At 44.7% G+C, this 25,290-nt stretch carries 19 protein-coding genes; 17 read left to right on the top strand and 2 right to left on the bottom strand.

Translation table 11 applies throughout. From position 1 onward, the window contains the following. Positions 1–47: 47 nt before the first annotated feature. Positions 48–884, bottom strand: coding sequence for a helix-turn-helix domain-containing protein (locus tag PCY71_RS07380; RefSeq protein WP_002908727.1), 837 nt, complete (start codon positions 882–884; stop codon positions 48–50). Positions 885–970: 86 nt separating this feature from the next. On the opposite strand from PCY71_RS07380, the gene PCY71_RS07375 reads away from it, so the two are divergent. Beyond that, positions 971–2,005, top strand: a complete 1,035-nt coding sequence (locus PCY71_RS07375) for a dihydrodipicolinate reductase (RefSeq protein WP_032912381.1) — start codon at positions 971–973, stop codon at positions 2,003–2,005. A 58-nt stretch (positions 2,006–2,063) separates the two neighbouring features. On the opposite strand, the gene PCY71_RS07370 is transcribed toward PCY71_RS07375, so the two are convergent. Continuing rightward, positions 2,064–5,171 carry an LPXTG-anchored zinc carboxypeptidase gene (locus tag PCY71_RS07370; protein ID WP_002908729.1) on the bottom strand — a complete coding sequence of 1,036 codons (3,108 nt, stop codon included), beginning with the start codon at positions 5,169–5,171 and terminating at the stop codon, positions 2,064–2,066. A gap of 255 nt (positions 5,172–5,426) precedes the next feature. Between PCY71_RS07370 and PCY71_RS07365 the strand changes: the two genes are divergently transcribed. From PCY71_RS07365 to PCY71_RS07290, 16 genes are all read left to right on the top strand, one after another. Beyond that, positions 5,427–5,693, top strand: coding sequence for an ACT domain-containing protein (locus PCY71_RS07365; protein ID WP_002905356.1), 267 nt, complete (start codon positions 5,427–5,429; stop codon positions 5,691–5,693). A 10-nt stretch (positions 5,694–5,703) separates the two neighbouring features. Then, complete coding sequence (locus PCY71_RS07360) at positions 5,704–7,041, top strand: PFL family protein (protein ID WP_002908731.1); 1,338 nt, start codon at positions 5,704–5,706, stop codon at positions 7,039–7,041. 132 nt (positions 7,042–7,173) lie between these two features. After that, positions 7,174–8,070, top strand: coding sequence for a hypothetical protein (locus PCY71_RS07355; RefSeq protein WP_048774023.1), 897 nt, complete (start codon positions 7,174–7,176; stop codon positions 8,068–8,070). A 136-nt stretch (positions 8,071–8,206) separates the two neighbouring features. Beyond that, entirely contained in the window at positions 8,207–8,908 is a 702-nt protein-coding gene (locus PCY71_RS07350; RefSeq protein WP_048774025.1) for a histidine phosphatase family protein, read from the top strand. A gap of 99 nt (positions 8,909–9,007) precedes the next feature. Continuing rightward, positions 9,008–9,706, top strand: coding sequence for a histidine phosphatase family protein (locus PCY71_RS07345; RefSeq protein ID WP_048774027.1), 699 nt, complete (start codon positions 9,008–9,010; stop codon positions 9,704–9,706). Further along, positions 9,693–10,481: a D-alanyl-D-alanine carboxypeptidase family protein gene (locus tag PCY71_RS07340; protein WP_048774029.1), complete on the top strand. Its 789-nt coding sequence runs from the start codon at positions 9,693–9,695 to the stop codon at positions 10,479–10,481. The genes PCY71_RS07345 and PCY71_RS07340 overlap by 14 nt, the downstream gene beginning before the upstream one ends. Positions 10,482–10,699: 218 nt before the next feature. After that, the gene (locus PCY71_RS07335; RefSeq protein WP_002908738.1) at positions 10,700–11,023 is read left to right on the top strand and encodes a PadR family transcriptional regulator; all 324 of its coding nucleotides are present in this window, start codon (positions 10,700–10,702) and stop codon (positions 11,021–11,023) included. Then, complete coding sequence (locus PCY71_RS07330) at positions 11,023–11,595, top strand: DUF2812 domain-containing protein (RefSeq protein WP_048774030.1); 573 nt, start codon at positions 11,023–11,025, stop codon at positions 11,593–11,595. Before PCY71_RS07335 ends, PCY71_RS07330 begins: the two co-directional genes overlap by 1 nt. A 23-nt stretch (positions 11,596–11,618) precedes the next feature. Next, positions 11,619–12,476, top strand: a complete 858-nt coding sequence (locus PCY71_RS07325) for an ABC transporter ATP-binding protein (protein ID WP_185761346.1) — start codon at positions 11,619–11,621, stop codon at positions 12,474–12,476. Next, positions 12,469–13,197: an ABC transporter permease gene (locus tag PCY71_RS07320; RefSeq protein WP_048774034.1), complete on the top strand. Its 729-nt coding sequence runs from the start codon at positions 12,469–12,471 to the stop codon at positions 13,195–13,197. Before PCY71_RS07325 ends, PCY71_RS07320 begins: the two co-directional genes overlap by 8 nt. A 163-nt stretch (positions 13,198–13,360) precedes the next feature. Beyond that, positions 13,361–14,395, top strand: coding sequence for a heat-inducible transcriptional repressor HrcA (gene hrcA / locus PCY71_RS07315; RefSeq protein ID WP_301412534.1), 1,035 nt, complete (start codon positions 13,361–13,363; stop codon positions 14,393–14,395). A gap of 35 nt (positions 14,396–14,430) precedes the next feature. After that, on the top strand, positions 14,431–14,967 hold the full coding sequence (grpE, locus tag PCY71_RS07310) for a nucleotide exchange factor GrpE (RefSeq protein ID WP_002905347.1): 537 nt from the start codon (positions 14,431–14,433) through the stop codon (positions 14,965–14,967). Positions 14,968–15,227: 260 nt separating this feature from the next. Further along, the gene (gene dnaK / locus PCY71_RS07305) at positions 15,228–17,057 is read left to right on the top strand and encodes a molecular chaperone DnaK (protein ID WP_002908744.1); all 1,830 of its coding nucleotides are present in this window, start codon (positions 15,228–15,230) and stop codon (positions 17,055–17,057) included. A gap of 227 nt (positions 17,058–17,284) precedes the next feature. Next, complete coding sequence (locus PCY71_RS07300; protein ID WP_048774037.1) at positions 17,285–17,917, top strand: DJ-1/PfpI family protein; 633 nt, start codon at positions 17,285–17,287, stop codon at positions 17,915–17,917. Between the two features lie 198 nt (positions 17,918–18,115). Next, positions 18,116–19,249, top strand: a complete 1,134-nt coding sequence (gene dnaJ, locus PCY71_RS07295; protein WP_301412494.1) for a molecular chaperone DnaJ — start codon at positions 18,116–18,118, stop codon at positions 19,247–19,249. A 318-nt stretch (positions 19,250–19,567) separates the two neighbouring features. Continuing rightward, positions 19,568–25,195 carry a ZmpA/ZmpB/ZmpC family metallo-endopeptidase gene (locus tag PCY71_RS07290; RefSeq protein WP_301412493.1) on the top strand — a complete coding sequence of 1,876 codons (5,628 nt, stop codon included), beginning with the start codon at positions 19,568–19,570 and terminating at the stop codon, positions 25,193–25,195. Positions 25,196–25,290: the final 95 nt, after the last annotated feature.

Below are 25,290 nucleotides of genomic sequence, written 5' to 3'. Positions count from 1 at the left end.
CTCCAGTATCTGGCAAGAAATTCCGCTACATCCTCTTTCCTCCTTTTTTAATCCTCTATCCGAACTTGCATCCGGATGAACATATCGCGGTGCTGCTCCTGGAGTTGTGGCTGTTCATGGATGACCTCGCAGATATAATCACCCACAGGAGTATACCCAGCTTGAGTCAGAGCCTGGTAAAAATGCGGCAGAGCTTCAAGTTCATCTGCAAAGGAAGAGCAGTAAGCAACAGCATAATTTCCTGCCGGAAGCAACATTCGATTTAAGTGAGGGAGTTCATTGGGAGTATGATGGAAGAGACAGAGTTGTTTGGAAATCCATCTTTCTTTTTGGAAATCTTCTTGTTTCATAATGGAACCAACACGACTGAAATGGGTGAAAAAAGGACTGTAACGCAGGATTTCTTGTTTGAAGTAGCGGAGAGCAAGTTCGTATTCCTCACTTTTCATTTGATAAATGTTTTGATCAATTTCAAAAGTAAGCAGCTGCCGTTCAGGAAAAGTTAGAATTTCCAGTTCTTGCTCGCTCTGCTTTTCGCCATAGATACGGGCACCAGACCGAAAGATTTCGATTTCTTGGATTTGTTTTTCTAAATTCTCTTTTTCCTCTAGAAGACGCTGATAGCGCTCCTCGATAAGCTGGTGCAGTTGAAAATGGTCTTTGTCAGATAGGATTTCTTTGATGTCTTCTAGAGAAAAATTCAGTTGACGCAGGTACTGAATGGAGTCAACCAGAGAAGATTGATTGATGTGGTAGTAGCGATAGTTGGTTTCTGGATTGACTTTATAGGGTTTTAAAAGACCGATTTGGTCATAGAATCTTAGAGTTTGGATGGAAATCTGATTTATTTGGGAAAATTCTCCGATACGCAAAATTTTTTTCATTTTTTAAAACCCTCTATTGACTCTCTAGTTACTAGAGATATTATACTATAATTGTGAAAATAATAACAATTAATGGAGGGTTTGCCATGAGAAATACAAAAATTCGTGCTGTTCAGTATGGCTGCGGCAAGATGTCTAAAGTGATTTTCAAGTACCTACTGGATCACGGTGTAGAAATCGTAGGAGCTATTGATAACAATCCTGCTGTAGTAGGACAGGATGTTGGTGATTTTGCAGAGCTAGGCTATAAGACTGGTGTCCTGATTTCTGATAATGCTGAACGTGTCTTTGGAGAGTGTGACGCTGACATTGCCATTGTCACCATTGCTTCCTATATGCCGGAAATGTATGATTTTTTTGAAACAGCCATCAAGCATGGAGTTAATATCATCACGACCTGTGAGGAAGCCATCTACCCTTGGACGACGTCGCCATCCGAAACAAACCGCTTGGACAAGCTGGCCAAAGAATATGGTGTCACTATAATGGGATCTGGCATGCAGGATATTTACTGGATTAATATGCCTTGCTTGGCTATGTCTGGCCTTAATCGCATTCAAAAGGTGAAAGGGATTGTCAGCTATAATGTGGAAGATTATGGTCTAGCTTTGGCAGAAGCGCATGGTGCTGGTTACGATTCAGAGCGATTTGAAAAGGAAATTGCTAGTGCTGAGAGTCTGCCGTCCTATATGTGGAATGCTGCTGAGGCTATTTGCTCTAAGATGAACTGGACCATTCAGGATATTTCACAAAAGAGTGTTCCTTATATTTTGGATGAAGATGTTTATTCTGAAACGCTGGGTCGCACAGTTCCGGCGGGGCAAGTAACGGGTATGTCAGCTGTGACAACCATTCATACCCATCAGGGAATTGAGTTGGAAGTAGAGTGTATTGGCAAGGTCTATCGTGAAAATGACGGAGATATGTGTGATTGGGAAATTACTGGTGAGCCAAATCTAGTCTTCTCAGTCAGCAAGCCTGATACTGTAGCCTTGACCTGTGCCACTATCGTCAATCGAATCCCTTCTGTGTTAGATGCACCGGCAGGTTATGTAACCTCAGAGTTGGCGCGTGACTTGGCCTATCCGACTTATCCGCTTCATACCTATGTGGAAAAATAGCAGAGCTTATAACTAAAAATACACCTCCCGCATCCATTGGGAGGTGTATTTTTAAGTATTAGTCTTCCTTTTTCTTTAAAAGTAAGAGTCCAGCTGCTCCTGCGATTAGGAGTCCAGCTAGAGCAAAGCTAGCACTTTTTTCTTGGCTGCCGGTCTGCGGAAGTGTCTGGCTCTTGTAGGTCAGGACTACCGTTTGAGCCGGTGGCTTCACTGTAGCAGGCTTCCAGTCAAGGACAGTCTGACTTGGCGCTTGATAGGTTGGATCAGGTGTCGCAGGACTTGGGAGGTCTGTCAGTTCGGCCAACTGGCTGCCAAAGATAGCATTTGAGATCCAACGGTAGAAGTGAACAGGGTGAAGCCGATTGGTCGGATTGCCAGCATAGACAAAGAGAGGCTGCTCTTTATAGGTACCAGCAATGGCTACGACTTTGTTGGCCAGTTGTTCATTGCCAGGCCACCAGCCAGCGATATAGAAGTCGCTGCCAGCAATGCTGGCAAGAGTCCTAAAGTTGGCAGGAATCTTAGCAATCCAGTTACCAGAGTTGGAGTAAAAGAGTCCATCTTTCTTGTAGCCGCTGGTCAGCGGGTCTTGGTCTTGAATAACGGCTTTCATCAATCCTTCATAGTCACTGCCGTTCTTGAAGCGCTCAGCGTCAAATCCATCTAAGATTCCTAGTTTTTCCAAGCGCTGCATAGCAGAACCTCCGACGACGATGGTTGGCTTAAGTCCGACAAGAGACTTGTCATAGTTGTTGCTTTCAAGAACTATGACGTCCGCTTCTTCTGGGCTGTCGACGATTTCAAAGCCCATATTTTTCAGAGCCAAAGCAGTGTGAGCTGGTGAGTCCACACCTGCCCAGTAAAACTGATGCGGCGGTGCATAGACCTTGAGAGGCTTCAGAGTCGGTCCCTGTGGAATCTTATAGAGGGCATCACCATAAATGGCATAACGATTTAGGAGACTGGTAAAGGTCGGTGTATCAACGATGTAGCCGTCATCTGTCAGGTAGACTTTCTTACCTTCAGCAAGAGCTTGGTTGACGGCCTTGACCGCGCTCTCAGATGTATTGGCAATGACGTAATAAGGCGCTTTATGATCAACCTGACTGGTCCGAGCAGCACGGAGGGCTGTCACATCGCCTAGCTTGCCTTCAAAGAGCTTGTCGCCAAAGACTGGCTGGGCTTTGAAGCCTTTCATATCAGGGAAATTGACAACCAATTCCGCATACATGGCAGCCCACTTGGATTCATTTGAGCCTTTGTAGAGGACATGATTGGCATAGCCACGCTTGGCCTGCGCCATATCGACAACCAAATCGCCTTTTTTATAGTTTCCGCTATCTTCCTTGAGTTCTTTGACAAGGACACCGTTGCGCTTGAAATAGTCAATCATATTAAAGGCTTCTTGGGTATCATTGTCCTTGTCCACTCCCATCGGGATGACATAGTAGTCTGGGAAGAATTTTTCCTGGCCTTTTTTAATCCGGCCTACGACCTGACCATCTGGTCCGACGAGTTCATTTTCTGCCTTAGGATCTTCGACTTTATTGATGCCGCGCAGGTAGAAGTTGAGACGCATCTCCATGAGCTTGTCGGGGTTCTGAGCTAGATAGTCAAGACCTCCTAAAACTGCATAATATCCAGCCTTGTAGGACTCTTGATTACCCTCGGGAATTTCGATGGTATGTCCCAGGATGCCATGATACATAGAATAAACCGCTGTGTAGCCGGAGAAGGAATCGTCCCATCCGTCTCCCCAGTCCAGTTTTGGAATGATGTATTTTTCGTAGCCAGAGTTGGCAACGCCGGCCCGTCCCATATGATGGGCATTGTCCAGCATGAGGTCAGCTAAAAGGTCATATTCAAAGTTAGGATCGTGAGGCGGGGTTGCCGGCTCAATCAGGAATTCCTTGACAAATCCGTGGATATCATAGAGGGCAATTGGGTTCCATTTGTTAATCAATCCAGCAACAGTACGGGTTTCAGGATTGGCTTGGTAGCCAGTATCACGGTTAGGGTCAAGTCCATTGGCCAGAGCCCGAGTGTTGAGGACATCGCCGTCAGGATTCTCCGTAAAGTCAAAGAGAAAGATAAACTTCTTCAGTAAATCTTGGATTTTGAGAGTGACAAGTTTTTCAGAACCATCTGCAGCGGTTGTTTTGAAGCTGATTTGGTCTTTAGTTGCAAAAGTTTTAAAGAGACCTGTGATAATATCAATAGCAGGCTGTTCATCAGCGTGAGTGTTGTTAATGAGCACAGGTAGTTTATAGTCTAAGTTGCCATTTTTGAGAGCTGCCAGCATTTCTGCTGGTTTGGTCAAGGCCTGTGGATTAGTTGTGCTGAGGTAGTCGTCAATGCTCTTTTGGTCAGAACTGATGATACCCAACTTGATATCGCGACCCTGAGCACTCTTTCCGATGTTCTCAATCTGTACCAAGCGATCGGTCTTGGCATCCTGTCTGCTCTTTTCGATGGATGCCAGCATCTCCTCATGGCTGTGGGAGTCTTCATAAGGGCGCAAGACGATATTTTTGCGAATGGTCAAGCTCAAGTCCTGGCTCGTACCAACCAGTTCATGGCTGCCAATGAAGTTTCGATAGGTCCGGCGAATATTATGGGGAGAGCGCAGGCTGAGATCGTCTCCGAAAAGCTTTTGAAACTGCAGATTCAGATGAAGATCGTTCCCGTCGGCCTTTTCCTCAATTGTGACAAAGGGTTGGCCGGTAAAGGTGCCGCTGTCCATGTTCCAGGTTTTCCAGTCGGCAATCGGTTTATTGTCCAGAGTCCAAGTCAGCTTACCCGCCTGAGAAGCCTGTCCTTGGACGGTTTCCTTGACCTCTGCAGGCTCGGACATATAGACAGTGCTGTCGGCCAGCTGGGTCTTGCCTTCTTCAGAAGCAACTGCTCTTGTTTGAGCTGCTGCAGAGACAGCTGGATTGTCCGCTGCAGGAGCAGGAGTCTGTTCTTTTTCTCCTGTCTGATTTGGAACAGCTTGAGCAGCTTCTGTCGCAGGAGTTACAGCCTCTATCTGATTGGCGGCTGGCTGTGACTCAGTGCTGTTCTGCTGGTCAGCTACGGCCTTGCCCTGAGCTAAGACAGCCATCAATACAGCGGCTGATAAACTCAAGGCCTGAGTATAGAGACGCTTCTTGTATGAATCGTTCATTAGGAAATCTCCTTTGTGTAAAATATTCTATATTTAGTATAACAAATATAGAAAGCGCTTTCAAATGAAAATAGAAAAAACATACAAAGTTGCCCAAAATGGTCTCTCAGATGAATTGCTGAGCGTAGGAGAATTTTCCTTGTTTCAAGTGCTATTTGCAATATCCGAACCTTCTGCCTTTATTTTCTGAAATAGTATACAAAATCCTCGAATTTATGCTACAATGAGACAAACTAAAAATGATTGGAGCCAAGCATGAAAGCAATTATTACCGTTATCGGAAAAGATAAAACAGGGATTGTAGCCGGAGTTTCCACTAAGATTGCGGAGCTGGGGCTGAATATTGATGATATTTCCCAAACCGTTTTGGAGGAATATTTCACCATGATGGCCTTGGTGTCCAGCGATGAAAAGCAAGATTTTACGGCCCTTCGCAATGAGTTTGAAGCTTTCGGTCAAGAGCTCAACGTTAAAATCAACATTCAAAGCGCAGCCATTTTTGATGCCATGTACAATATCTAAGGAGTGAAGAATGGATATTAGACAAGTAACAGAAACCATTGCCATGATTGAGGAGCAGAATTTTGATATTCGGACCATCACCATGGGCATTTCACTCTTGGACTGTATTGACACAGATATTGATCGGGCGGCGGAGAAGATTTACAAAAAAATCACGACCAAAGCGAAAGACTTGGTGGCAGTTGGGGATGAAATTGCTGCAGAGCTCGGGATTCCCATCGTCAATAAGCGGGTTTCAGTGACTCCGATTTCGCTGATTGGGGCAGCGACAGATAGCAGAGACTACGTGCCTCTGGCCAAGGCTTTAGACAAGGCAGCCAAGGAAATCGGCGTTGACTTTATCGGTGGTTTCTCGGCCTTGGTCCAAAAGGGCTATCAAAAAGGCGATGAAATTCTCATTAATTCCATTCCACGTGCTTTGGCTGAGACGGACAAGGTCTGCTCCTCTGTCAATATCGGCTCAACCAAAACTGGTATTAATATGACAGCTGTTGCGGATATGGGGCGGATTATCAAGGAAACCGCTCAGTTATCTGATATGGGTGCGGCCAAGTTGGTCGTCTTTGCCAATGCGGTAGAAGACAATCCTTTCATGGCAGGCGCCTTTCACGGTGTCGGCGAAGCAGATGTGGTCATCAATGTCGGTGTTTCTGGGCCCGGTGTTGTCAAGCGAGCCTTGGAAAAGGTCCGAGGTGAGAGCTTTGACGTGGTGGCTGAAACAGTCAAGAAAACAGCCTTCAAAATCACACGTATCGGTCAGTTGGTCGGTCAGATGGCCAGCGAGCGTCTGGGCGTCAAGTTCGGGATTGTTGACTTGAGTCTGGCTCCAACACCAGCGGTCGGGGACTCAGTCGCCCGTGTCTTGGAAGAAATGGGTTTGGAAACAGTCGGCACTCATGGCACGACAGCAGCCCTTGCCCTGCTCAATGACCAAGTCAAAAAAGGCGGTGTCATGGCCTGCAATCAGGTTGGCGGACTGTCTGGTGCTTTCATCCCTGTGTCAGAAGACGAGGGCATGATTGCGGCTGTGCAAAATGGCTCGCTCAATCTAGAAAAGCTAGAAGCGATGACAGCTATCTGCTCTGTAGGTTTGGATATGATTGCCATTCCAGAGGCGACGCCGGCTGAAACCATCGCAGCCATGATTGCGGATGAGGCAGCTATTGGCGTTATCAATCAAAAGACGACAGCTGTGCGGATTATTCCGAAAGGTAAGGAAGGCGATATGATTGAATTTGGCGGGCTCTTGGGAACAGCTCCGGTCATGAAGGTCAATCAGGCTTCGTCAGCAGCCTTTATCGCGCGGGGCGGTCAAATTCCAGCGCCTATTCACAGCTTTAAAAATTAAAAAGCTAGATTTGAAACAGCTTTTAAGAAAGCATTATAAAGGACAGCTATTCAGTTTCCGAGTAGGGGTTTGCGGGATTGAGTCTAGCTGGATGCTTGAAATGTAGGAGATTATAAGGAGATTGTTTAGGTTATGAATAAAAGAGAGCTAGCTGAGCTGGCCCTTGATTTAGGTTTGGATTTTGATAAAGAGAGCGGCATTATATATGGCCGTAGAAGGGATTATGCTTTTTATCTAGAGACCATAACAGATGGCGATGAATTTGCGATTTTCTTTTCAGTCAGATGTGAGCAGGGTTATATTGGTCGAGATACCTTGGAAGCTCTGATCAACGATTCCGAGGTCTTGATTGATTTTGAGAGAGCTGGCTATAGCCTAGCCTGTCAGATTTTGGCTAATCAAGACCGAGATTTGCTGCCGGATATTTTGGAGGAGGCTATCGAAGATTGTACCCGCTACTTTGAGGAGCAAGGGTTGGTCAGCGCCTGTGAGAAAACCGGTGAAACCGGAGATGTGGACCTGTATCAGTTCAAAGGAGATTGGCTCTTTCTCACGCCATCTAGCTATGAGCGAATGATTTCCATCTCACAGGATAAGGTGACAAAACTCTCCCTTCCTCATCAAAGTCCGCAGAAAATACATTATTTCCTGGGGATTGTCGGGGCTTTCTTGATTAGCTTGCTTGGTGCATGCCTTGTCTTCTTCCTGACAGGTGCATCCTTGGCTATGGGCTACATATCAAGTTTTACACTGCTATTTAGCATTGCTTGCTATGAAAAGTTTGTCAAAGGGATTTCTGTTTTAGGAATTGTGGCAAGTTTCTTTTTTACTTTAACGATGAGTTTTTTAGCTGTTCAAATCGGTTATGCCAATTCTTTTTACCAAGGGGAAGGCAATATTGTGCAAGCCCTTATCGCTATTAATAAAGCCGCTTTATCCGGACAGTTTGGTCTTAATTATTGGCTCCATTATTTGTTCATTGTTCTTGGATGTGTCAGTGCTGTAAAAGTTCATATTCAGTCTCTATAGTTGATTAGATGCTGATTTCACGGTGAGCCGCTGTCTATCATAGCGGAGAACGGAGTTCTCCTTCTTCTTTATCCTAAAGAATTCGAAGGCCTTTTTCAAAATTGACTATAACAAATAAAAATAAAAGAGGTAAACTATGTCAAAAACAAGACTCTATGTTATCCGTCATGGCAAGACCATGTTTAATACTATCGGCCGGGCACAGGGCTGGTCTGATACGCCGCTGACTGCCGAAGGCGAGCGCGGTATTCGTGAGCTGGGTATCGGATTGCGAGAGTCTGGCTTGCCTTTTATCAAGGCCTTTTCCAGTGATAGCGGCAGGACCATTCAGACTATGGGGATTATCCTAGAGGAGCTGGGTCTGACTGGCCAGATTCCCTATCGCTATGATAAGCGCATCCGGGAGTGGTGCTTTGGTAGTTTTGATGGGGCCTATGGGGGTGAGCTCTTTCATGGCGTTATCCCACGAGTTCTTAAGACGGATAATTACAAAGAGCTCAGTTGGCCGGATTTGGCGAATGGTCTGGTGGAAGTGGATACGGCTGGCTGGGCTGAGCCTTGGGACAAGCTTAGCGGTCGGATTTTAGAAGGATTTGAAGCCATGGCTAGAGAGGTGGAGTCTTCTGGCGGCGGCAATGCTCTGGTCGTCAGCCACAGCATGACCATTGGTACCTTGGCCTATCTGGTTGATGAGAATATTACGAAAAATCCTAATGTCGACAATGGCAGTGTCACAGTGTTGGAGTATGAAAATGGTCGCTTCAGCATTCAAGCTCTGGGCGATGTGTCTTACCGTCAGATTGGCGTAGCTATATTGGACCGAGAAAATCAAGAATGAGCGGGAGTTTTGAGACTCCTGCTTTTTGCTTTGAAAGCCGGATGGCGCCAATTTCTTCATAAAATGGTATAATATGAAAAGAATAACGGAGGAAATGAAATGGCAAAAACAAGATTATACTTGGTTCGTCATGGCAAAACCATGTTTAATACTATCGGCCGGGCTCAAGGCTGGTCTGATACCCCATTGACTGAAGTCGGGGAACGTGGCATTCATGAGTTGGGCCTTGGCCTGAGAGAAGCTGGGCTTGATTTCAAAATGGCCCGTTCCAGCGACAGCGGCCGGACTATTCAGACTATGGGCATTATTCTAGAGGAGCTGGGTCTGACAGGACAGATTCCTTATACCTTTGACAAGCGGATTCGCGAATGGTGTTTTGGCAGTTTTGACGGTGGTTATGATGGAGAGCTCTTTATGGGCGTGATGCCTCGGGTTTTCAATATTGAGCATGTCCATCAGCTCAGCTATGCTGAGTTGGCAGAAGGTCTTGTAGAAGTAGATACAGCAGGCTGGGCGGAAAACTGGGAAAAGCTCAGCGGCCGAATCTGGGAAGGTTTTTCAGCCATAGCTGAGGAGCTGGAAGCTGCTGGCGGCGGCAATGCTCTTGTAGTCAGCCACGGCATGACTATCGGAACCTTTGTTTATCTAATCAACCGAACTCAGCCTCATGGTTTGGACAATGGCAGTGTGACGGTTGTAGACTATGAAGACGGTAAATTCACAGTAGCTTGCGTCGGAGACATGTCTTATCGAGAGACCGGTGCCAAAGTAATGGAGGAAGAAGTTGAAGCGCGCTAAACATCGCAAAGAAAAGAGAAAATCGAAGTCTAAGAAGATTGGATTAACGTTTTTGTTGTTAATCGTCTTGTGCCTGGCAGCTGGAGGAACGGCGATTTATTTCCGCCCGTCCTTGTTACAAGATCTGCTTGCAAAGATTCAGTTTTTGGGTTCGTCGAGTAGTTCTGCTACGAAAGGCTCTTCTGGCTCAGAGAGCTCGCAGTCTGATTTGCCCAAGGTTTCTTCTGCTGACTGGAATTTGATTTTGGTCAATCGAGACAACCAGCAAGAAGAAAAGACACCTGAACTGACTCAGATTGGAGAGGTGCAGGTGGACAGCCGCATTGCTGAAAATACTCGGCAATTCCTAGCAGCAGCCCAGGCGATAGCTCCTGAAGAAACTTTAATCTCTGGCTATCGCAGCCGAGCTGAGCAGGAGGAACTCTATAACGAAAAAGTTGCTGGGGAAGTTGCCAAAGGCTTGTCAAATGAAGAAGCAGTCAGCATCGTGCTGAAGCAGGTGCAGCTTCCAGGAGCCAGCGAGCATCAAACGGGCTTGGCTATTGATATGAGCGCTCCAGAAGGCCAGGAGGATGAATTGGCAGCCAAAATTGCCCAACTAGCTCCGCAGTATGGCTTTGTCCTTCGCTATCCAGATGGCAAGAGTGACATTACTGGAGTTGATTTTGAGAACTGGCATTACCGTTATGTCGGTGTGGAGAATGCCCAGTATATGCAGAAGCATAATCTGGTTCTGGAAGAATATATCGCCCTGCTTAAGGCAGCGGGAAAATAAACAAGTAAGTCAGGTGTTCCTGGCTTTTTTTATGCAGATTTATCAGGATGTAGCTCTCTAATCCTTTTAGCTTCAGATTAAATCAACTACAAGTATTGAAAGATAAAAATGAATCACTTTCTGTAAAAAATATTTATAAATCCTTGACAATTATATCGAACTGCGATATAATTTTTATATCAAGGTTCGATATATCGAGGTGAAAGTGAGATGAAAAAATGAGTGGACTGACAGAAAAGCTTAGGAGAGTCTATGTGCCAATGACAGAGACAGGTTTTTATATCCTCTTCTGTCTTCAGAAGGAGAGGCACGGTTACAGTATTACTCAAAAAGTCAAGGAGCTGACAGAAGGACAGCTATCCATCAGCCCGGGAACCATGTACGGAACCTTGGCAAAGATGGAAAAAGATGGTCTGATTGCCTTTGTTCGTGAGGAAGAAAAGAGAAAACTCTATTCTATCACGGAGCTTGGAAGACAGATTTTAGAGTTGGAAATCCAGCGGATTGAGCGCCTTTACCGCAATAGTAAGGAGGAAGTTTGATGGAAAAGAAAATTGTCTATAAAATCTTTACCATTGCAGACTATGACAGAGAAGCAGCTTATTTTAAACAAATGCATAGCCAAGGCTGGAAATTGAAAAAAGTAAGTTATTCTCCCTTTCTTGTTGCGGTTCGTTATACTTTTGAAGCATGTCCGCCTCAGGACGTGGCCTATCAATTAGATTTTCGCCCCATAAAGAAGGCGGAGCAAGAATCCTATTATCAACTGTTTGAGGATTGTGGCTGGGAGCATATTACAAACTTTAATCAATTTTCTTATTTCCGCAAGTCGGTTTCTCAGCTTGATGCAGACAGCGATCTTGAAATCTATAATGACGCATGGTCTAAGCTAGAGATGGTCAAGCGTTTGCTTGTATGGCGATTTTTGCCAGCCATCATGGTTTTGTGTGTCACGACTTATCTCATTCTAGATATTTCCCAGAAAAGTTTGAAAGCAAGTCTATTATTCAAATCAATCTTAGCAATAGACTGTCTTATATTGATCATTCTGTTCTGTCAACTGGTCCATATTGCCTTGCGTTTTTGGAAAATGAGGCAGGAACTGAAAGATTGATTGCGGTTTTGTTAAATACTGTTATGAAAGCGAGGAAAACAATGAACAAGACCATTATTGAAGTGCAAGGCTTGAAAAAGAAATTCAAGGAACAAGAAGCCTTGGCAGGAATCGATTTTTCCATCCAAGAGGGAGAAATTTTTGGCTTCCTAGGACCGTCTGGATCTGGTAAAACGACGACTATCAATATCTTGACTGGTCAGTTGTCTGCAGATGCTGGAACAGCTCATGTGCTGTCTGCTCCGGTTGAGGATTTTAAGGTAGAAGTCCTGGAGCAGATTGGTATTGTCAGCGATGGCAGTGGCTTTTATGAAAAGATGTCACTTTATAAAAATCTCAAGGCCTATGCTATGCTCTTTGGTGTTAATATGACAGAAGTCGATGAACTTCTCCGAAAAGTGGGGCTTTATGATAGCCGCAACAAGGTGGCTGAAAAACTATCTACGGGTATGAAGCAGCGCATGTTACTGGTGCGTGCCTTGATTAATCGACCTAAACTGCTCTTCTTGGATGAGCCAACCAGTGGTTTGGATCCGTCAACCTCTCGCACCATTCACGAATTGCTGCTGGAACTAAAAGCTCAGGGGACAACTATTTTTCTGACGACTCATGACATGCAGGAAGCTACCCTCTTGTGTGATCGCTTGGCCTTGCTAAGTAAAGGAAAATTAGTCGAAGTAGGCAGTCCGCATGAGATAATCCAAAAGTATAATACAGATAAGAAGGTTCGTTTAGAATATGTAGATTTGACGACGAAGACAGTTACCTTTGATGAACTGCAAGGTGGTTTGGATTTGTCCAATGTTATCAGTATTCATTCCTGCGAACCAACTTTGGAAGATGTTTTCATCACGTTGACAGGAGGTACCTTAAATGTCTAATAAATTAAAAGGTATGATTTGGCTGAGAGGTCAAGTGACGCTAGCTAATAAAAGTATTCTATTGCAGGTTTTTATGCCGATTTTCCTCATTTTTCTCTATAAATTTATTTTTTCTCTGAATGGAGCTGGTAAGGAAATTGGCGCGGATAAACTAGCTACTATGTTGCTTACGATCTCCCTGCCTTTCTCTCTAGCCATGTCTGTTGGAACACCTATCATCATCATCCTAGCTGAGGAAAGAGAAAAACGTAATTTGCAAAGTTTGCGCTTGGCTGGTGTGACAGCTGGTCAATATATTCTCTCCGCTTTAATCTGGCCAGCGATTATTGGAATTTTTTATATCGTCATTACCCCACTTTTGGTGGGAGCTAAGCTTTCTAATCATCTGTTCAGCTATAGTTTGGTTCTCTTGTTGACCATGCTGGTCTTAATTTTTTTCTTTTTAATGGTTGGTCTGTTTTGTAAAAATCAGGTCATGGCACAATCTCTTAGTGTTCCAGCCATGCTCTTGGCGGCATTTATTCCTATGTTTTCAAATATGAGCGAGGAGTTATTTAAAGTGCTGCGTTACAGCTTTATGGGCCTTTTTAGTAGTTATATGAAAGATTGGTCTCATTTCCATTTATGGAGCGGAGAATTTTTGGCTCTGCTAGTTTGGTTGCTTCTTTTTGCAGGAATTTCTTTCTATTTGATGCGCCATTTGCAAATCCTGGAGGATTAATCTAGGTCGCCAGACTGATTTTTAGCACTCTTGTAAAAAGAGTGCTAATTTTTTGAGTTTTTGTCTTGACTTTGGTGTGGAAGAGTGTATAATAGAATCATGAGTTAGCACTCGAGGTTGTTGAGTGCTAATCGACAGCAGAATCTTGATTGGAGGTGATGCCGTGGTCACGGAGCGTCAAAATGAGATTTTGAATTTGATTATTGATATCTTTACCAAGACTCACGAGCCAGTCGGCTCCAAAGCCCTGCAGGATTCCATCAATTCCAGCAGTGCCACTATCCGAAATGATATGGCGGCTTTGGAAAAGCAGGGGCTTCTGGAAAAGGCGCATACGTCTAGCGGCCGTAAGCCTAGTGTGGCTGGTTTTCAATACTTTGTCAAGCATTCTCTGTCCTTTGATTGTCTCGCTGAGAATGAACTCTATGAGGTTATCAAAGCCTTTGACCATGAGTTTTTCAACTTGGAGGACATTCTTCAACAGGCAGCGGATCTTTTGACCAAGCTCAGTGGATTCACGGTTGTTGCACTGGATGTAGAACCCAGTCGGCAGCGCTTGACAGCTTTTGATATCGTTGTGCTCAGTCAGCATACGGCTCTGGCAGTCTTCACCCTGGATGAGTCCAATACTATCACCAGTCAGTTTATGATTCCGCGCAACTTCCTAAAAGAAGACCTGGATAGGCTTAAAGGCCTGGTAAGGGAGCGGTTCTTGGGTCAGACAGTGCTGGACATCCATTACAAGATTCGGACGGAAATTCCGCAGATTATCCAACGCTATTTCACTACGACGGACAATGTCATCCAGCTCTTTGAGCACATCTTTGGTGATATTTTCAAGGAAAATGTGATTCTGTCTGGCAAGGTTCAGCTCTTGGAATTCTCAGACCTGACGGCTTATCAGTTTTTTGATGACCCGCAGAAAGTAGCGTTTGAGATTCGCGACAGCTTGGCCGAGGATCAGATGCAAAGCGTGCGCGTGGCAGACAGTAGAGAAAGCTGTTTGGCTGATTTGACATTGATTTCCAGCAAATTCCTGATTCCTTATCGAGGCTTCGGAGTACTGGCAGTTGTCGGTCCGGTCAATCTTGACTACCAACGACTGGTCAGTCAGATGAATGTCGTCAACCGCGTGCTGACCATGAAACTGACCGACTTCTATCGCTATCTGAGCAGCAATCACTACGAAGTCCATTAAATATAGTATAAATATTCCTAAAAAGGAGGTGCCTTGTGGCAAAACATAAACAAGAAGAACATCCAGAAGATGTGGAAGTAAAAGAGGAAGCTGTAGAAACAGCTGAACAAGCTGAATCAGCAAGCCCTGAAAAATCAGAGTTAGAACTAGCCAATGAACGGGCAGAAGATTTTGAAAACAAATATCTTCGCGCTCATGCAGAAATGCAGAACATCCAGCGCCGAGCAAATGAAGAACGCCAGCAGCTGCAAAGATACCGCAGTCAGGACTTGGCGAAAGCTATCTTGCCTTCGATAGATAATCTGGAGCGCGCACTTGCCGTTGAAGGGTTGACAGATGATGTCAAAAAAGGACTGGAAATGGTGCAGGAAAGCTTGATTCATGCTCTCAAAGAAGAGGGTATCGAAGAAATCCCAGCTGACGGAGCTTTTGACCATAACTATCACATGGCCATTCAAACCGTTCCAGCTGACGATGAGCACCCAGCTGACACTATCGCGCAGGTCTTCCAAAAAGGCTACAAACTTCATGACCGTATCCTGCGCCCAGCAATGGTAGTGGTCTATAACTAGGCTAGAAAACTTGAAAAATCTTGTCCGAAACGACAATAAACTATGAAAGAAAGATAAGAGGCAAGCCGGAGGCTTGCAAGGAAGATATTTCCCGCCGTGGTGAAAGTTTCAGTAGCTCGTGCTACTGAAACAGGGGATTTTTGAGACAGAAGGCTCAAAAATAAGTGATGAAATCCCGAAGGGAGTTGCTCGCGTCCCCACCACTTAAGGGGAATATCAAAAAGTCAAAATTAGAATTAAAATAACAAGGAGAAAAACATATGTCTAAAATTATCGGTATTGACTTAGGTACAACAAACTCAGCAGTTGCAGTTCTTGAAGGAACTGAAAGCAAAATCATTGCAAACCCAGAAGGAAACCGTACAACACCATCTGTAGTGTCATTCAAAAATGGTGAAATCATCGTTGGTGATGCGGCAAAACGTCAAGCAGTAACAAATCCAGATACAATCATTTCTATTAAATCAAAAATGGGAACATCTGAAAAAGTAGCTGCTAACGGCAAAGAATACACTCCGCAAGAAATCTCAGCTATGATTCTGCAATACTTGAAAGGCTATGCAGAAGAGTACCTTGGTGAAAAAGTAAGCAAAGCGGTTATCACAGTACCAGCTTACTTTAACGATGCACAACGTCAAGCGACTAAAGACGCTGGTAAAATCGCTGGTCTTGAAGTAGAACGTATCGTTAACGAACCAACTGCAGCAGCTCTTGCTTACGGTCTTGACAAACAAGATAAAGAAGAAAAGATCTTAGTCTTTGACTTAGGTGGCGGTACATTCGACGTTTCAATCCTTGAGTTGGGTGATGGTGTCTTTGATGTACTGGCAACTGCTGGTGACAACAAACTTGGTGGTGATGACTTTGACCAAAAGATTATCGACCACATGGTGGCTGAGTTCAAGAAAGAGAACGGCATCGACTTGTCAAATGATAAGATGGCGCTTCAACGGTTGAAAGATGCAGCTGAAAAGGCTAAAAAAGATCTTTCTGGCGTGACTTCAACTCAAATCAGCTTGCCGTTTATCACAGCCGGGGACGCTGGACCTCTCCACTTGGAAATGACTCTGACTCGTGCTAAATTCGACGATTTGACTCGTGACTTGGTAGAGCGCACTAAAGAACCAGTTCGCCGTGCTCTTTCTGACGCAGGCTTGAGCTTGTCAGAAATCGACGAAGTAATCTTGGTTGGTGGTTCAACTCGTATTCCAGCTGTTGTAGAAGCTGTTAAGGCTGAAACTGGTAAAGAGCCAAACAAATCAGTGAACCCTGACGAAGTAGTTGCCATGGGTGCTGCTATCCAAGGTGGTGTCATTACTGGTGATGTCAAAGACGTTGTCCTTCTTGACGTAACACCATTGTCACTTGGTATTGAAACAATGGGCGGCGTCTTCACTAAGTTGATCGACCGCAACACAACAATCCCAACTTCTAAATCACAAGTCTTCTCTACAGCAGCAGACAACCAACCAGCCGTTGATATCCATGTTCTTCAAGGTGAACGCCCAATGGCAGCAGACAACAAGACTCTGGGACGTTTCCAATTGACAGATATTCCAGCTGCTCCTCGTGGAATCCCTCAAATCGAAGTAACATTTGACATCGACAAGAACGGTATCGTATCTGTTAAGGCTAAAGACCTTGGAACTCAAAAAGAACAACACATTGTTATCCAATCTAACAGCGGCTTGACTGACGAAGAAATCGACCGCATGATGAAGGATGCAGAAGCGAACGCTGAAGCAGATAAGAAACGTAAGGAAGAAGTTGACCTTCGTAATGAAGTTGACCAAGCTATCTTTGCGACTGAAAAGACCATCAAGGAAACTGAAGGCAAAGGCTTCGACGCAGAGCGTGACGCTGCTCAAGCTGCTCTTGATGACCTTAAGAAAGCGCAAGAAGATAATAACTTGGACGACATGAAAGCGAAATTGGAAGTTCTTAACGAAAAAGCTCAAGCGTTGGCAGTGAAACTCTATGAGCAAGCTGCTGCGGCTCAACAAGCCCAAGCAGGAGCAGAAGGAGCTGAAAACACAGGCTCAACTAAAGCAGACGACGATGTCGTAGACGGAGAGTTTACGGAGAAATAGGCGGTGAGACAGAACTAAAAATTGAAAGTTTTTAGTTCGTAGTCGAACCCCCGCGAGGATGATTAGGATTTTTGGGAGTCTGAAAGACGAACCTAAAATCCAATCAGCTACCGCGTCAAAAATTTTTCAAAAAATATTGTTTTGAAAATTTCACGTCGTAATGATAGGAAGAAATCCAGAGGTTGCAACCCAGCCTCTGTTTTTCGCTAAACTAGAGGGTGACGCTTATGAAGAAAGTGCTCTGTTTAATTTATCCTAATTTTTCACTTTATGAAGTAGTTGGTCTGACCAGTACTTTAGCTCTATCTTTTGGTGTTGAGGTTGATTATGTTGGTACAGATAGAAATGTTATAAGATCGGAAGATGGACTTCCCTGTCAACCTACTGGAACACTGGATGAAGTAGTTATCGAAGACTATTCTTGTGTCATTTTGCCAGGAATGATAAATATTGTCCCTACTCTGCATGATGAAAAATTGATTTCTTTCCTAAGAAGTTTGAAGCAGCAAGAAGTTTTAATTGCAGCTATTTCCTCAGCGCCCATTTTATTGGCGAAAGCAGGTTTATTGAAGGACACTAAATTTACTGGTGGGATTTGGCAAAACTTCTTTGACTATTTTGAATTTCTTCCAAGGGAGAATTTCAAAGCTAAAGCGGTCCTGCAAAATAAGAACATCATTACGGCTGTTGGCTTTGCACATCAAGCGTTTGCGAGAAAAGTGCTTCTTAGTCTAGGTTTGGTAGATAATGCTGACAACTATTTTAAAGAACGGAATCAATATTCGGAAGAGGACTTGATATTCACTTTATCAGAAGAAGAGTTTGCTGAAATGAAGCATGAATTTGAAAATACCCTCTGATCAATATTTTCTAAAATTTAAAGAAAGGAACATGGGTGTTCGCAACTGAACACGGGTTCCAAAAATTCTGACTCAATATAAAAGAAAGGAACTGAACCCGACCTAAATTCTTGGAAAAAAGAGAAATCTGTCTAGGAGCATCGCTCCGTCGCCTGATTTCCTATTTTTCAGTCGAATTTTACGGTCTTGGTATCTTACATGAACAATACAGAATATTACGACCGTCTAGGTGTCTCTAAGAATGCTTCTCAGGATGAGATCAAGAGAGCCTATCGGAAATTATCTAAAAAGTACCACCCCGACATTAATAAGGAAGCTGGGGCGGAGGACAAATATAAAGAAGTCCAAGAGGCTTATGAAACGCTGAGCGACGAGAAAAAGCGGGCAGCCTATGATCAATACGGTGCAGCGGGAGCTAATGGTGGCTTTGGCGGTGGTGCAGGCGGCTTCGGTGGCTTTGATGGCTCCGGCTTTGGCGGCTTTGAAGATATCTTCTCCAGCTTCTTTGGCGGTGGGGGCACTCGCAACCCTAATGCTCCGCGCCAAGGTGATGATCTTCAGTATCGTGTAAATCTCCGCTTTGAAGAAGCGATTTTCGGAGCTGAGAAGGAAATCAAGTATAACCGCGAAGCGACTTGTCGTACCTGTGACGGGTCTGGTGCTAAGCCAGGGACTAGTCCTGTTACCTGTGGCCGCTGTCATGGCTCAGGTGTCATCAATGTTGATACCCAGACACCGCTTGGCATGATGCGTCGCCAAGTAACCTGTGATGTCTGTCACGGCCGAGGAAAAGAAATCAAAAGTCCTTGTGAAACCTGTCACGGAACGGGTCATGAAAAACAGGCTCACAGCGTCAAGGTGAAAATCCCTGCTGGTGTGGAAACTGGTCAGCAGGTCCGTCTGTCTGGTCAAGGCGAGGCAGGCTTTAATGGCGGCCCTTATGGTGACCTTTATGTCGTGGTCCAAGTTGAGCCGAGTGACAAGTTTGAGCGAGATGGCTCTACCATTTACTACAAGATCAATCTCAACTTTGTCCAAGCGGCTCTTGGTGACAGTGTAGATATTCCAACTGTTCACGGGGATGTTGAGCTGAATATCCCAGAAGGAACACAGACTGGCAAGCGTTTCCGTCTGCGTGGTAAGGGAGCACCGAGTCTGCGTGGTGGAAGCATGGGTGACCAGTATGTAACTGTCAATGTTGTGACGCCGACTGGCCTCAACGACCGTCAAAAAGCAGCCCTCAAAGAATTTGCGGAAGCTGGCAATATTTCGGTCAATCCTAAGAAAAAAGGCTTCTTCGACAAAATGAAAGATGCCTTGGAAGATTTGTAATCAGATAAAAAGGAGCAGCCTAAAGCTGTTCTTTTTATGTTTTCTAGAAGGAGATTTGGCAAATCTAGTCAAGTAAGAGAACCGCATTGACCAGCCCTTTAATTAAAAGAAATTCGCTATAAAGACTAAAGTGATTTTCTCAATTTACTTTTACAAAAAATAATTGTTTTTTTAAGTAAAATCTATTGTAAAAATTTCCTAAAAGATATATGATAATACTATATGTATAAGACGCATCTTTTTAGCCTGCTGGGGAGTTGGCTAGGAAGATAATGGGAGATTAACTTTATACATTTTAGGAAAAAGGGGATTTATAAAGTGAAACGTTTTGAAAAAGTGCAGGAGCGAATTCAGAAATATTCGATTCGCAAATTGTCTGTCGGTGTGGGCTCAGTTGCCATTGCAGCTCTGATTTTTGGGAGCTCTTTGTCCAGTTCGACAGTTGCTGCAGATGAAGTAGGAGGCGGTGCGACTGCTCACTATACTTATGTTGAAGAGCAAGAGCTAACAGAGCAGGAAAAAGGTCTGATTAAGAAAGGTCTGCCTGAAAATCTGCAAACAGGGGAAAATTATTACTTGATTTATCGGAAGCAAGATGGGCAAGCTGTCTTGCCGAGTACAGGAAATAATGGTCAGCCGCTTCTCGGCTTATTTGCGGGAACGGCTATTTTGGCTGTCTTGGTATTCTCACGAAAGAAATCTGGTAAGTTACTAGGAGTGCTTTTGCTAGGTAGCTTGGGACAAACTGTGTTACAGTCTCCTCAAGCGTTTGCGCTAGAAAATCGAGAATTGCTTTCCTATAACCGTCAAGTTGCGGTTTCGTCAGCAGTTTCTGAAGCGGATGTGACTATTGCAGGCTATAACTATATCGGTTACTTTACCGCTTCTGATTTGCGTACTTTGACAGATAACAAGCCGGCCTCTCTGCTAGCTGGTCAAGAGGCTCAAGCGCAAGCAGAAGTGTCAGAATCTGCAAAAGAGGATTCTAATTCTATTGATCGATCTGCTCAGGCAGGGTTGCAGTATCAGCTGAATCCTGATGAAAGTGATTCTGGCCAGATAGGGAATCTTCCAACTCCAACTCCAGCTCCAACTCCAAATCCTAGTCCAGCTCCTCAGCCGTCAAATCCACCTATAGAAACGGCAAAAGGGGAAAGTTTACAAGAACCTGCCTTGCCAGAGTACAGCGGTGCTGTGAACGGTGAGTCGCTAGTTCAAGCAGACAATCCAGTCTATGATGCTCCAGTAGCTACAGTTAGTGACACGGCTCCAGTCGAGCCAGTCCTCCCAGAATACACAGGCGGCGTTAATGGCGAATCGCTAGTTCAAGCAGACAATCCAGTCTATGATGCTCCAGTAGCTACAGTTAGTGACGTGGCTCCAGTTGAGCCAGCTTTACCAGAATACACAGGCGGCGTTAATGGTGAGTCAACAGTTCAGCCAGAACAGCCTAGTCTACATACAGACATCAAGCTAGAAACGATTGAACCTCAAGTTGTCAACAAGACAGATGATAGCAAGTATCTTGATGAGGAGACCACTGTCGATGGAACTCCAGGACAAAAAGAAATTGTAACCAGCTATGAAGTCTTGGATGGTAATCGCATATCGGAGCCACAAACAACTGAAAGAATCTTGCATGAAGTAGTTGATACAGTGGTCACTCGAGGTAGCAAGGCTCGCATCAATAAAGAAGAATTGAGCAAGCAGCTGGCTTTAGCAGCAGCTGTGGATCCTGCAGTTTACACTAACCAATCCTATCAGCAGCTGCAGGCAATTAAGAATATGGCTGCGACGGTTTATCAAACTTCGTCAAGTCAAGATGAAGTAGATGCGGGTGTCAACCAACTCAAGCAGGCTTTATCTGACTTATTGGCTCTTAAAGCAGCACCAACTCTGACTGTTTCAGCGGTTAAGAAGGATGAATTGCAGAAGTCAGTTCAGGTCCAATACCAGCTGACGGACAGAGATCAAGCCTTTACTAGTGCTCATGTTCGTCTGAAGAAGGATGGCCAGCTGATAGCAGAGCAGAACTTGGCGGCAGGCCAGTTGACTGCTAGCTTCAGTGGTTTGGACTACTATACACCGTATAAGATTGAGACGATTCTGTCCTATGATTTAGGAAATGGCTCGGAAAGTCAAGAATTAGCTCAAGAGACAGTCCAGCTTGATCTGAAGAAGGTGGAACTCAAGTCCATCACTAATGTCGCTTTGATGAAGGTTGAAAATGGCCAGACAAAATTGATGCCTACTCTGGCTGAGAAACCAGCAAATCTGGACCAATATTACCTGCACTTTACATCCGACCAGTTCAAGGACACTGTCCTACCGGTTACCTCTATTGAGGAAGTGGTCGTTGATAACCAACCTGTCTTCAAGATTCAGGCTCAGCTGCCAGACTTGCTGCAAAGAAGCGCAACTGGTCTTCAGAACAGCTTTGATTTCTATCTGGAAAAGGCCAAGAAGCGGGAAGGAAATGTCTACTATGATTTCCAAGACCTTTTGGACGGCATCAAGGAAAATCCTTCTGGAACCTTTATTCTGGGCCGCAGTATCAGTGCCAAGCTGATTGACAAACCAGCTAACAGCAAGTCTTACCTGCAAGGTGAATTCAAAGGCCAGCTGATTGGTGGGCAAAATGGTGAGCGCCATGCGATTTTAGACTTAGCGCATCCTCTATTTGATACGATTACTGGCGGAACGGTCAAGGATATTGACTTTAAGCGGGTCAATATGGTTTATCCAGATTCGCAAGCGGGCGATACAATTGCGACAATTGCTGCTCGCTTGAAGAATAAAGGAGTAATCGAAAACGTCAATGTCCAAGGCTACTTGGAAGGAAGAGACCATATTGCCGGTCTGGTTAACAATATAGAAGGCCAATCTCGAGTTGAAAATGTTTCCTTTAAGGGCCAGATTAAGTCCAAGGGTGGAAACTCTGTTACAGCAGGTATCGCTGGAACCAACGCCATGTCCTTGGTAAGCCGGGCTTATGTCGAAGCAGATATTTGGGTCAAGAGTGGCCAAAATGCAGGTATGCTGGTCGCTCAAAACTTCACTAACTATTCAGGTGCAGGCTGGGGTAATTGGGGCAAGCTGACTCAGTCCGTTGCCAAAGGTAAGTTAGAGGATGCGGGCTCAAGAAATGCGGCTGGTATCGCTGCTTCCATTTGGCCGTATGGAACTATCAATGACACTGTCAGCTATGCTACAGTAGTGAACGGAAAAGAGCTCTTTAGCTCAGATAATGAGATTACTGATGCTTGGATGGGACAAAAACTCCAAAACCTCTTTGGTGTTCAGGGACAAAGCTCTGGAACCAAGACAGGAAAAGATGCCAAGTTCCGTCGCTTGACAGAAGCTGAAGCGGAGCAAAAAGTCAAGAGCTATCGGATTACGGCTCTTGAACAAAGCAGCGCCAATGAAGTAACAACTGAGAAGCTAAATGCTGCTATCCTGAGAACAAGTACTTATCAAGATAAGCCAGGTTACAAGGCAGAAAATGAACAGCTTTATCAGAACCTAGAGCGCTTTATGCCTTTCTACAACCAAGAGTTCTTGATTCATGAAGCCAATAAGCTGGTGGATGCTGGTAAGGCGGGTGACTTGTTGACTAAGAAAGTCCTATCAGTTCAAGCGCTGAAGGGCAACCAATTTGTTGCTGGCGGAACGGATGCAGATAAGATCTTAGTCCATTTTGAAGACGGAAGCAAGACCGTCTACAATCTTCAAAATCAAGCACGATTTGAACAGACTGCTCTGCCGGAATATCAGATTGCAGAGCTTGGTACGGTCTATACTCCAAATCACTCAACGGCAGTCAAAGAAGACTTGCTGACGCAGCTGACTGAGAGCTTGAAGAGTTTTGAACTATACAGTGATGAAGTCTATCGTTCTGTTGGTCTTCCTAATGATAATGATAGGGTCAACAAAGTGAAGCGCCTCTTCTTGGATGAATCTCTGGCTGAAGTGAAAGCCAACTTGCAGGATATGCTTGGCAAGCTCCTGGCCAATGAGTGGACAAGATTCCATGCTGACAATCCAGCAGCCAACGAAGCTCTGAAAGCTAAAATTGAAGAGAACAAGACCGCTATCATGCTCGGTCTGACCTATCTCAACCGTTATTACGATCTCAAGTTTGGCGACTACAACCTCAAGGAGCTGGTGCTCTTCAAACCAGACTTCTATGGTGAAAAAGTGCCATTGCTGGACCGCTTGATTAAGATTGGACGTTCGACAGAAAATCAACTGAAAGGGGCAGACAATGTCAATATGTTTGCGCGTCAGTTGAAGGCTGAGTCCAAGTCTAGTGATTTGGTGTCTTACTTGGATTACAACCGTCGCCTGCTGACTGACTTTGCGGACATGGATTCTTGGTTCAAGGATGCAACCCGAGGCTTTATTCAGTTTGAAGAACGCCAGTCAGAAGTCGAGGAGATTAAGTCTGCCAAGTATCGCGTCTTTGATAATCTCAACTCTGAATATTTCAGCAACTATATCCTTCCGCTTCTAACCTTGAAGAATACGCGTTTAGCTATTCTGTCAAACTATAGCACGATGGCCTTCGTCAACAGAGACAAGCGCCGGTCATGGACTGATGAACGATTTAACACGCGCATCAAGGAAGTAGCGACCCAGCATCGAAATCACGTAGACACTTGGTACAAGCTTCTCTCAGATGATATCAAGTCCAGAATGGTCAAGCAAAATGTAACAGCTGTATGGGATGGTTTCGATGTAGAAGGACGTGGCTGGATTGATGTCAACGGAAATGATAATAAGGGCAATCCTTATGCACCATCCCGCGAGTTCTTTAACCTAGTTGGTGGCAGAGCTGGTGGCTGGTACAAGTCAAATGGCTATGGCGCCCATGCTGCTGGTTCAATCCGTGTGAACTTCGAGGCCTTTGACCTCTTGACGGAATATGGTGTGTCCGTCTTCACGCACGAGCTTACCCACGTCAATGACAGAGATATTTATCTGGGCGGACATGGCAGACGACAAGGTATCGGACCAGAAGGTTATGCCCAAGGGTTGCTCCAATCACCTGTTCCTGATCAGCCAGGTTGGGGTGCTTTGGGTCTCAATATGGCCTTTGATCGTCCAAATAATGGCAGTCTCATTTTCAATAGCTCGCCAAGTCTCTTCAAGAATCGAGCAGACATCGACCATTACATGAAGGGCTATAATGATAGCCTCATGCTGCTGGATTACCTTGAGGGCCAAGCGGTTGTGGATAGAGGAAATGAAGCCGCAGCTAAATGGTTCAAGAAGATTGAGCCGAAGGTTGTAGATGCTCGGACTCAATATGATGTCGTGAGAGAGTTAACGGCAGAGGAGAAAGCGGCCATGTCAGTCTCTTCTGTAGAGGACTTGGTTGACCAAGGCTTGCTGTCTAACCGTGCGGTTGACAATCGAACTTATAACCCTGCTGACTATGACTCTAGTTACATTGCGATCGACTTTATGACAGGTATCTATGGTGGCGGTCAAAACAATACTGGAGCGCCAGGCGCCTTGATGTTCAAGCATAATACCTTCAGAATCTGGGGTTACTATGGCTATGAAAAAGGCTTTGTAAGCTATGCTTCTAATAAACACCGTAAGACAGCCAATGAGCAAGGTGTGACTGGTTTGAGCGATAACTTTATCATTAAGCAAATTTCTGAAGGCGAATTTGAAACCATGGAAGCCTTCAAGAAAGCCTACTTCAGAAAAGTTGTGGATAAAGCACAAAGTTCAGGTATTAAGCCAGTGACGGTCAACGGAAAAGTCTATCACACTTATGAAGAGCTGAAAGCTGGCTTTGCAGAAGCTGTTGACAAAGATCTGAAGAAGGCTCGTGTCGATGAACGGGCAACCAAGGACTTCAAGTATGCTGTCTTTACACAATTACTCAAGAATACCAACAGCTTTATGGATGAAAACTCCATTTGGGGCTCCTAAGAAATAGTGCCAGATTTGCTGCACGTGTAACTGCAAATAATGACCTTTAGCAATATATAATCAATAACCCATTTGAATTTGCTCTGTTTGTGTCG

It is taken from the genome of Streptococcus sp. SN3 (assembly GCF_030439905.1).
This window is presented reverse-complemented; position numbering and strand designations above follow the sequence as displayed.

Coding starts and splice junctions, on each gene's coding strand:
- PCY71_RS07380 (WP_002908727.1), bottom strand. CDS start 884: ATGAAAAAAATTTTGCGTATCGGAGAATTTTCCCAAATAAATCAGATT.
- PCY71_RS07375 (WP_032912381.1), top strand. CDS start 971: ATGAGAAATACAAAAATTCGTGCTGTTCAGTATGGCTGCGGCAAGATG.
- PCY71_RS07370 (WP_002908729.1), bottom strand. CDS start 5,171: ATGAACGATTCATACAAGAAGCGTCTCTATACTCAGGCCTTGAGTTTA.
- PCY71_RS07365 (WP_002905356.1), top strand. CDS start 5,427: ATGAAAGCAATTATTACCGTTATCGGAAAAGATAAAACAGGGATTGTA.
- PCY71_RS07360 (WP_002908731.1), top strand. CDS start 5,704: ATGGATATTAGACAAGTAACAGAAACCATTGCCATGATTGAGGAGCAG.
- PCY71_RS07355 (WP_048774023.1), top strand. CDS start 7,174: ATGAATAAAAGAGAGCTAGCTGAGCTGGCCCTTGATTTAGGTTTGGAT.
- PCY71_RS07350 (WP_048774025.1), top strand. CDS start 8,207: ATGTCAAAAACAAGACTCTATGTTATCCGTCATGGCAAGACCATGTTT.
- PCY71_RS07345 (WP_048774027.1), top strand. CDS start 9,008: ATGGCAAAAACAAGATTATACTTGGTTCGTCATGGCAAAACCATGTTT.
- PCY71_RS07335 (WP_002908738.1), top strand. CDS start 10,700: ATGAGTGGACTGACAGAAAAGCTTAGGAGAGTCTATGTGCCAATGACA.
- PCY71_RS07330 (WP_048774030.1), top strand. CDS start 11,023: ATGGAAAAGAAAATTGTCTATAAAATCTTTACCATTGCAGACTATGAC.
- PCY71_RS07325 (WP_185761346.1), top strand. CDS start 11,619: ATGAAAGCGAGGAAAACAATGAACAAGACCATTATTGAAGTGCAAGGC.
- PCY71_RS07320 (WP_048774034.1), top strand. CDS start 12,469: ATGTCTAATAAATTAAAAGGTATGATTTGGCTGAGAGGTCAAGTGACG.
- dnaK (WP_002908744.1), top strand. CDS start 15,228: ATGTCTAAAATTATCGGTATTGACTTAGGTACAACAAACTCAGCAGTT.
- PCY71_RS07300 (WP_048774037.1), top strand. CDS start 17,285: ATGAAGAAAGTGCTCTGTTTAATTTATCCTAATTTTTCACTTTATGAA.
- dnaJ (WP_301412494.1), top strand. CDS start 18,116: ATGAACAATACAGAATATTACGACCGTCTAGGTGTCTCTAAGAATGCT.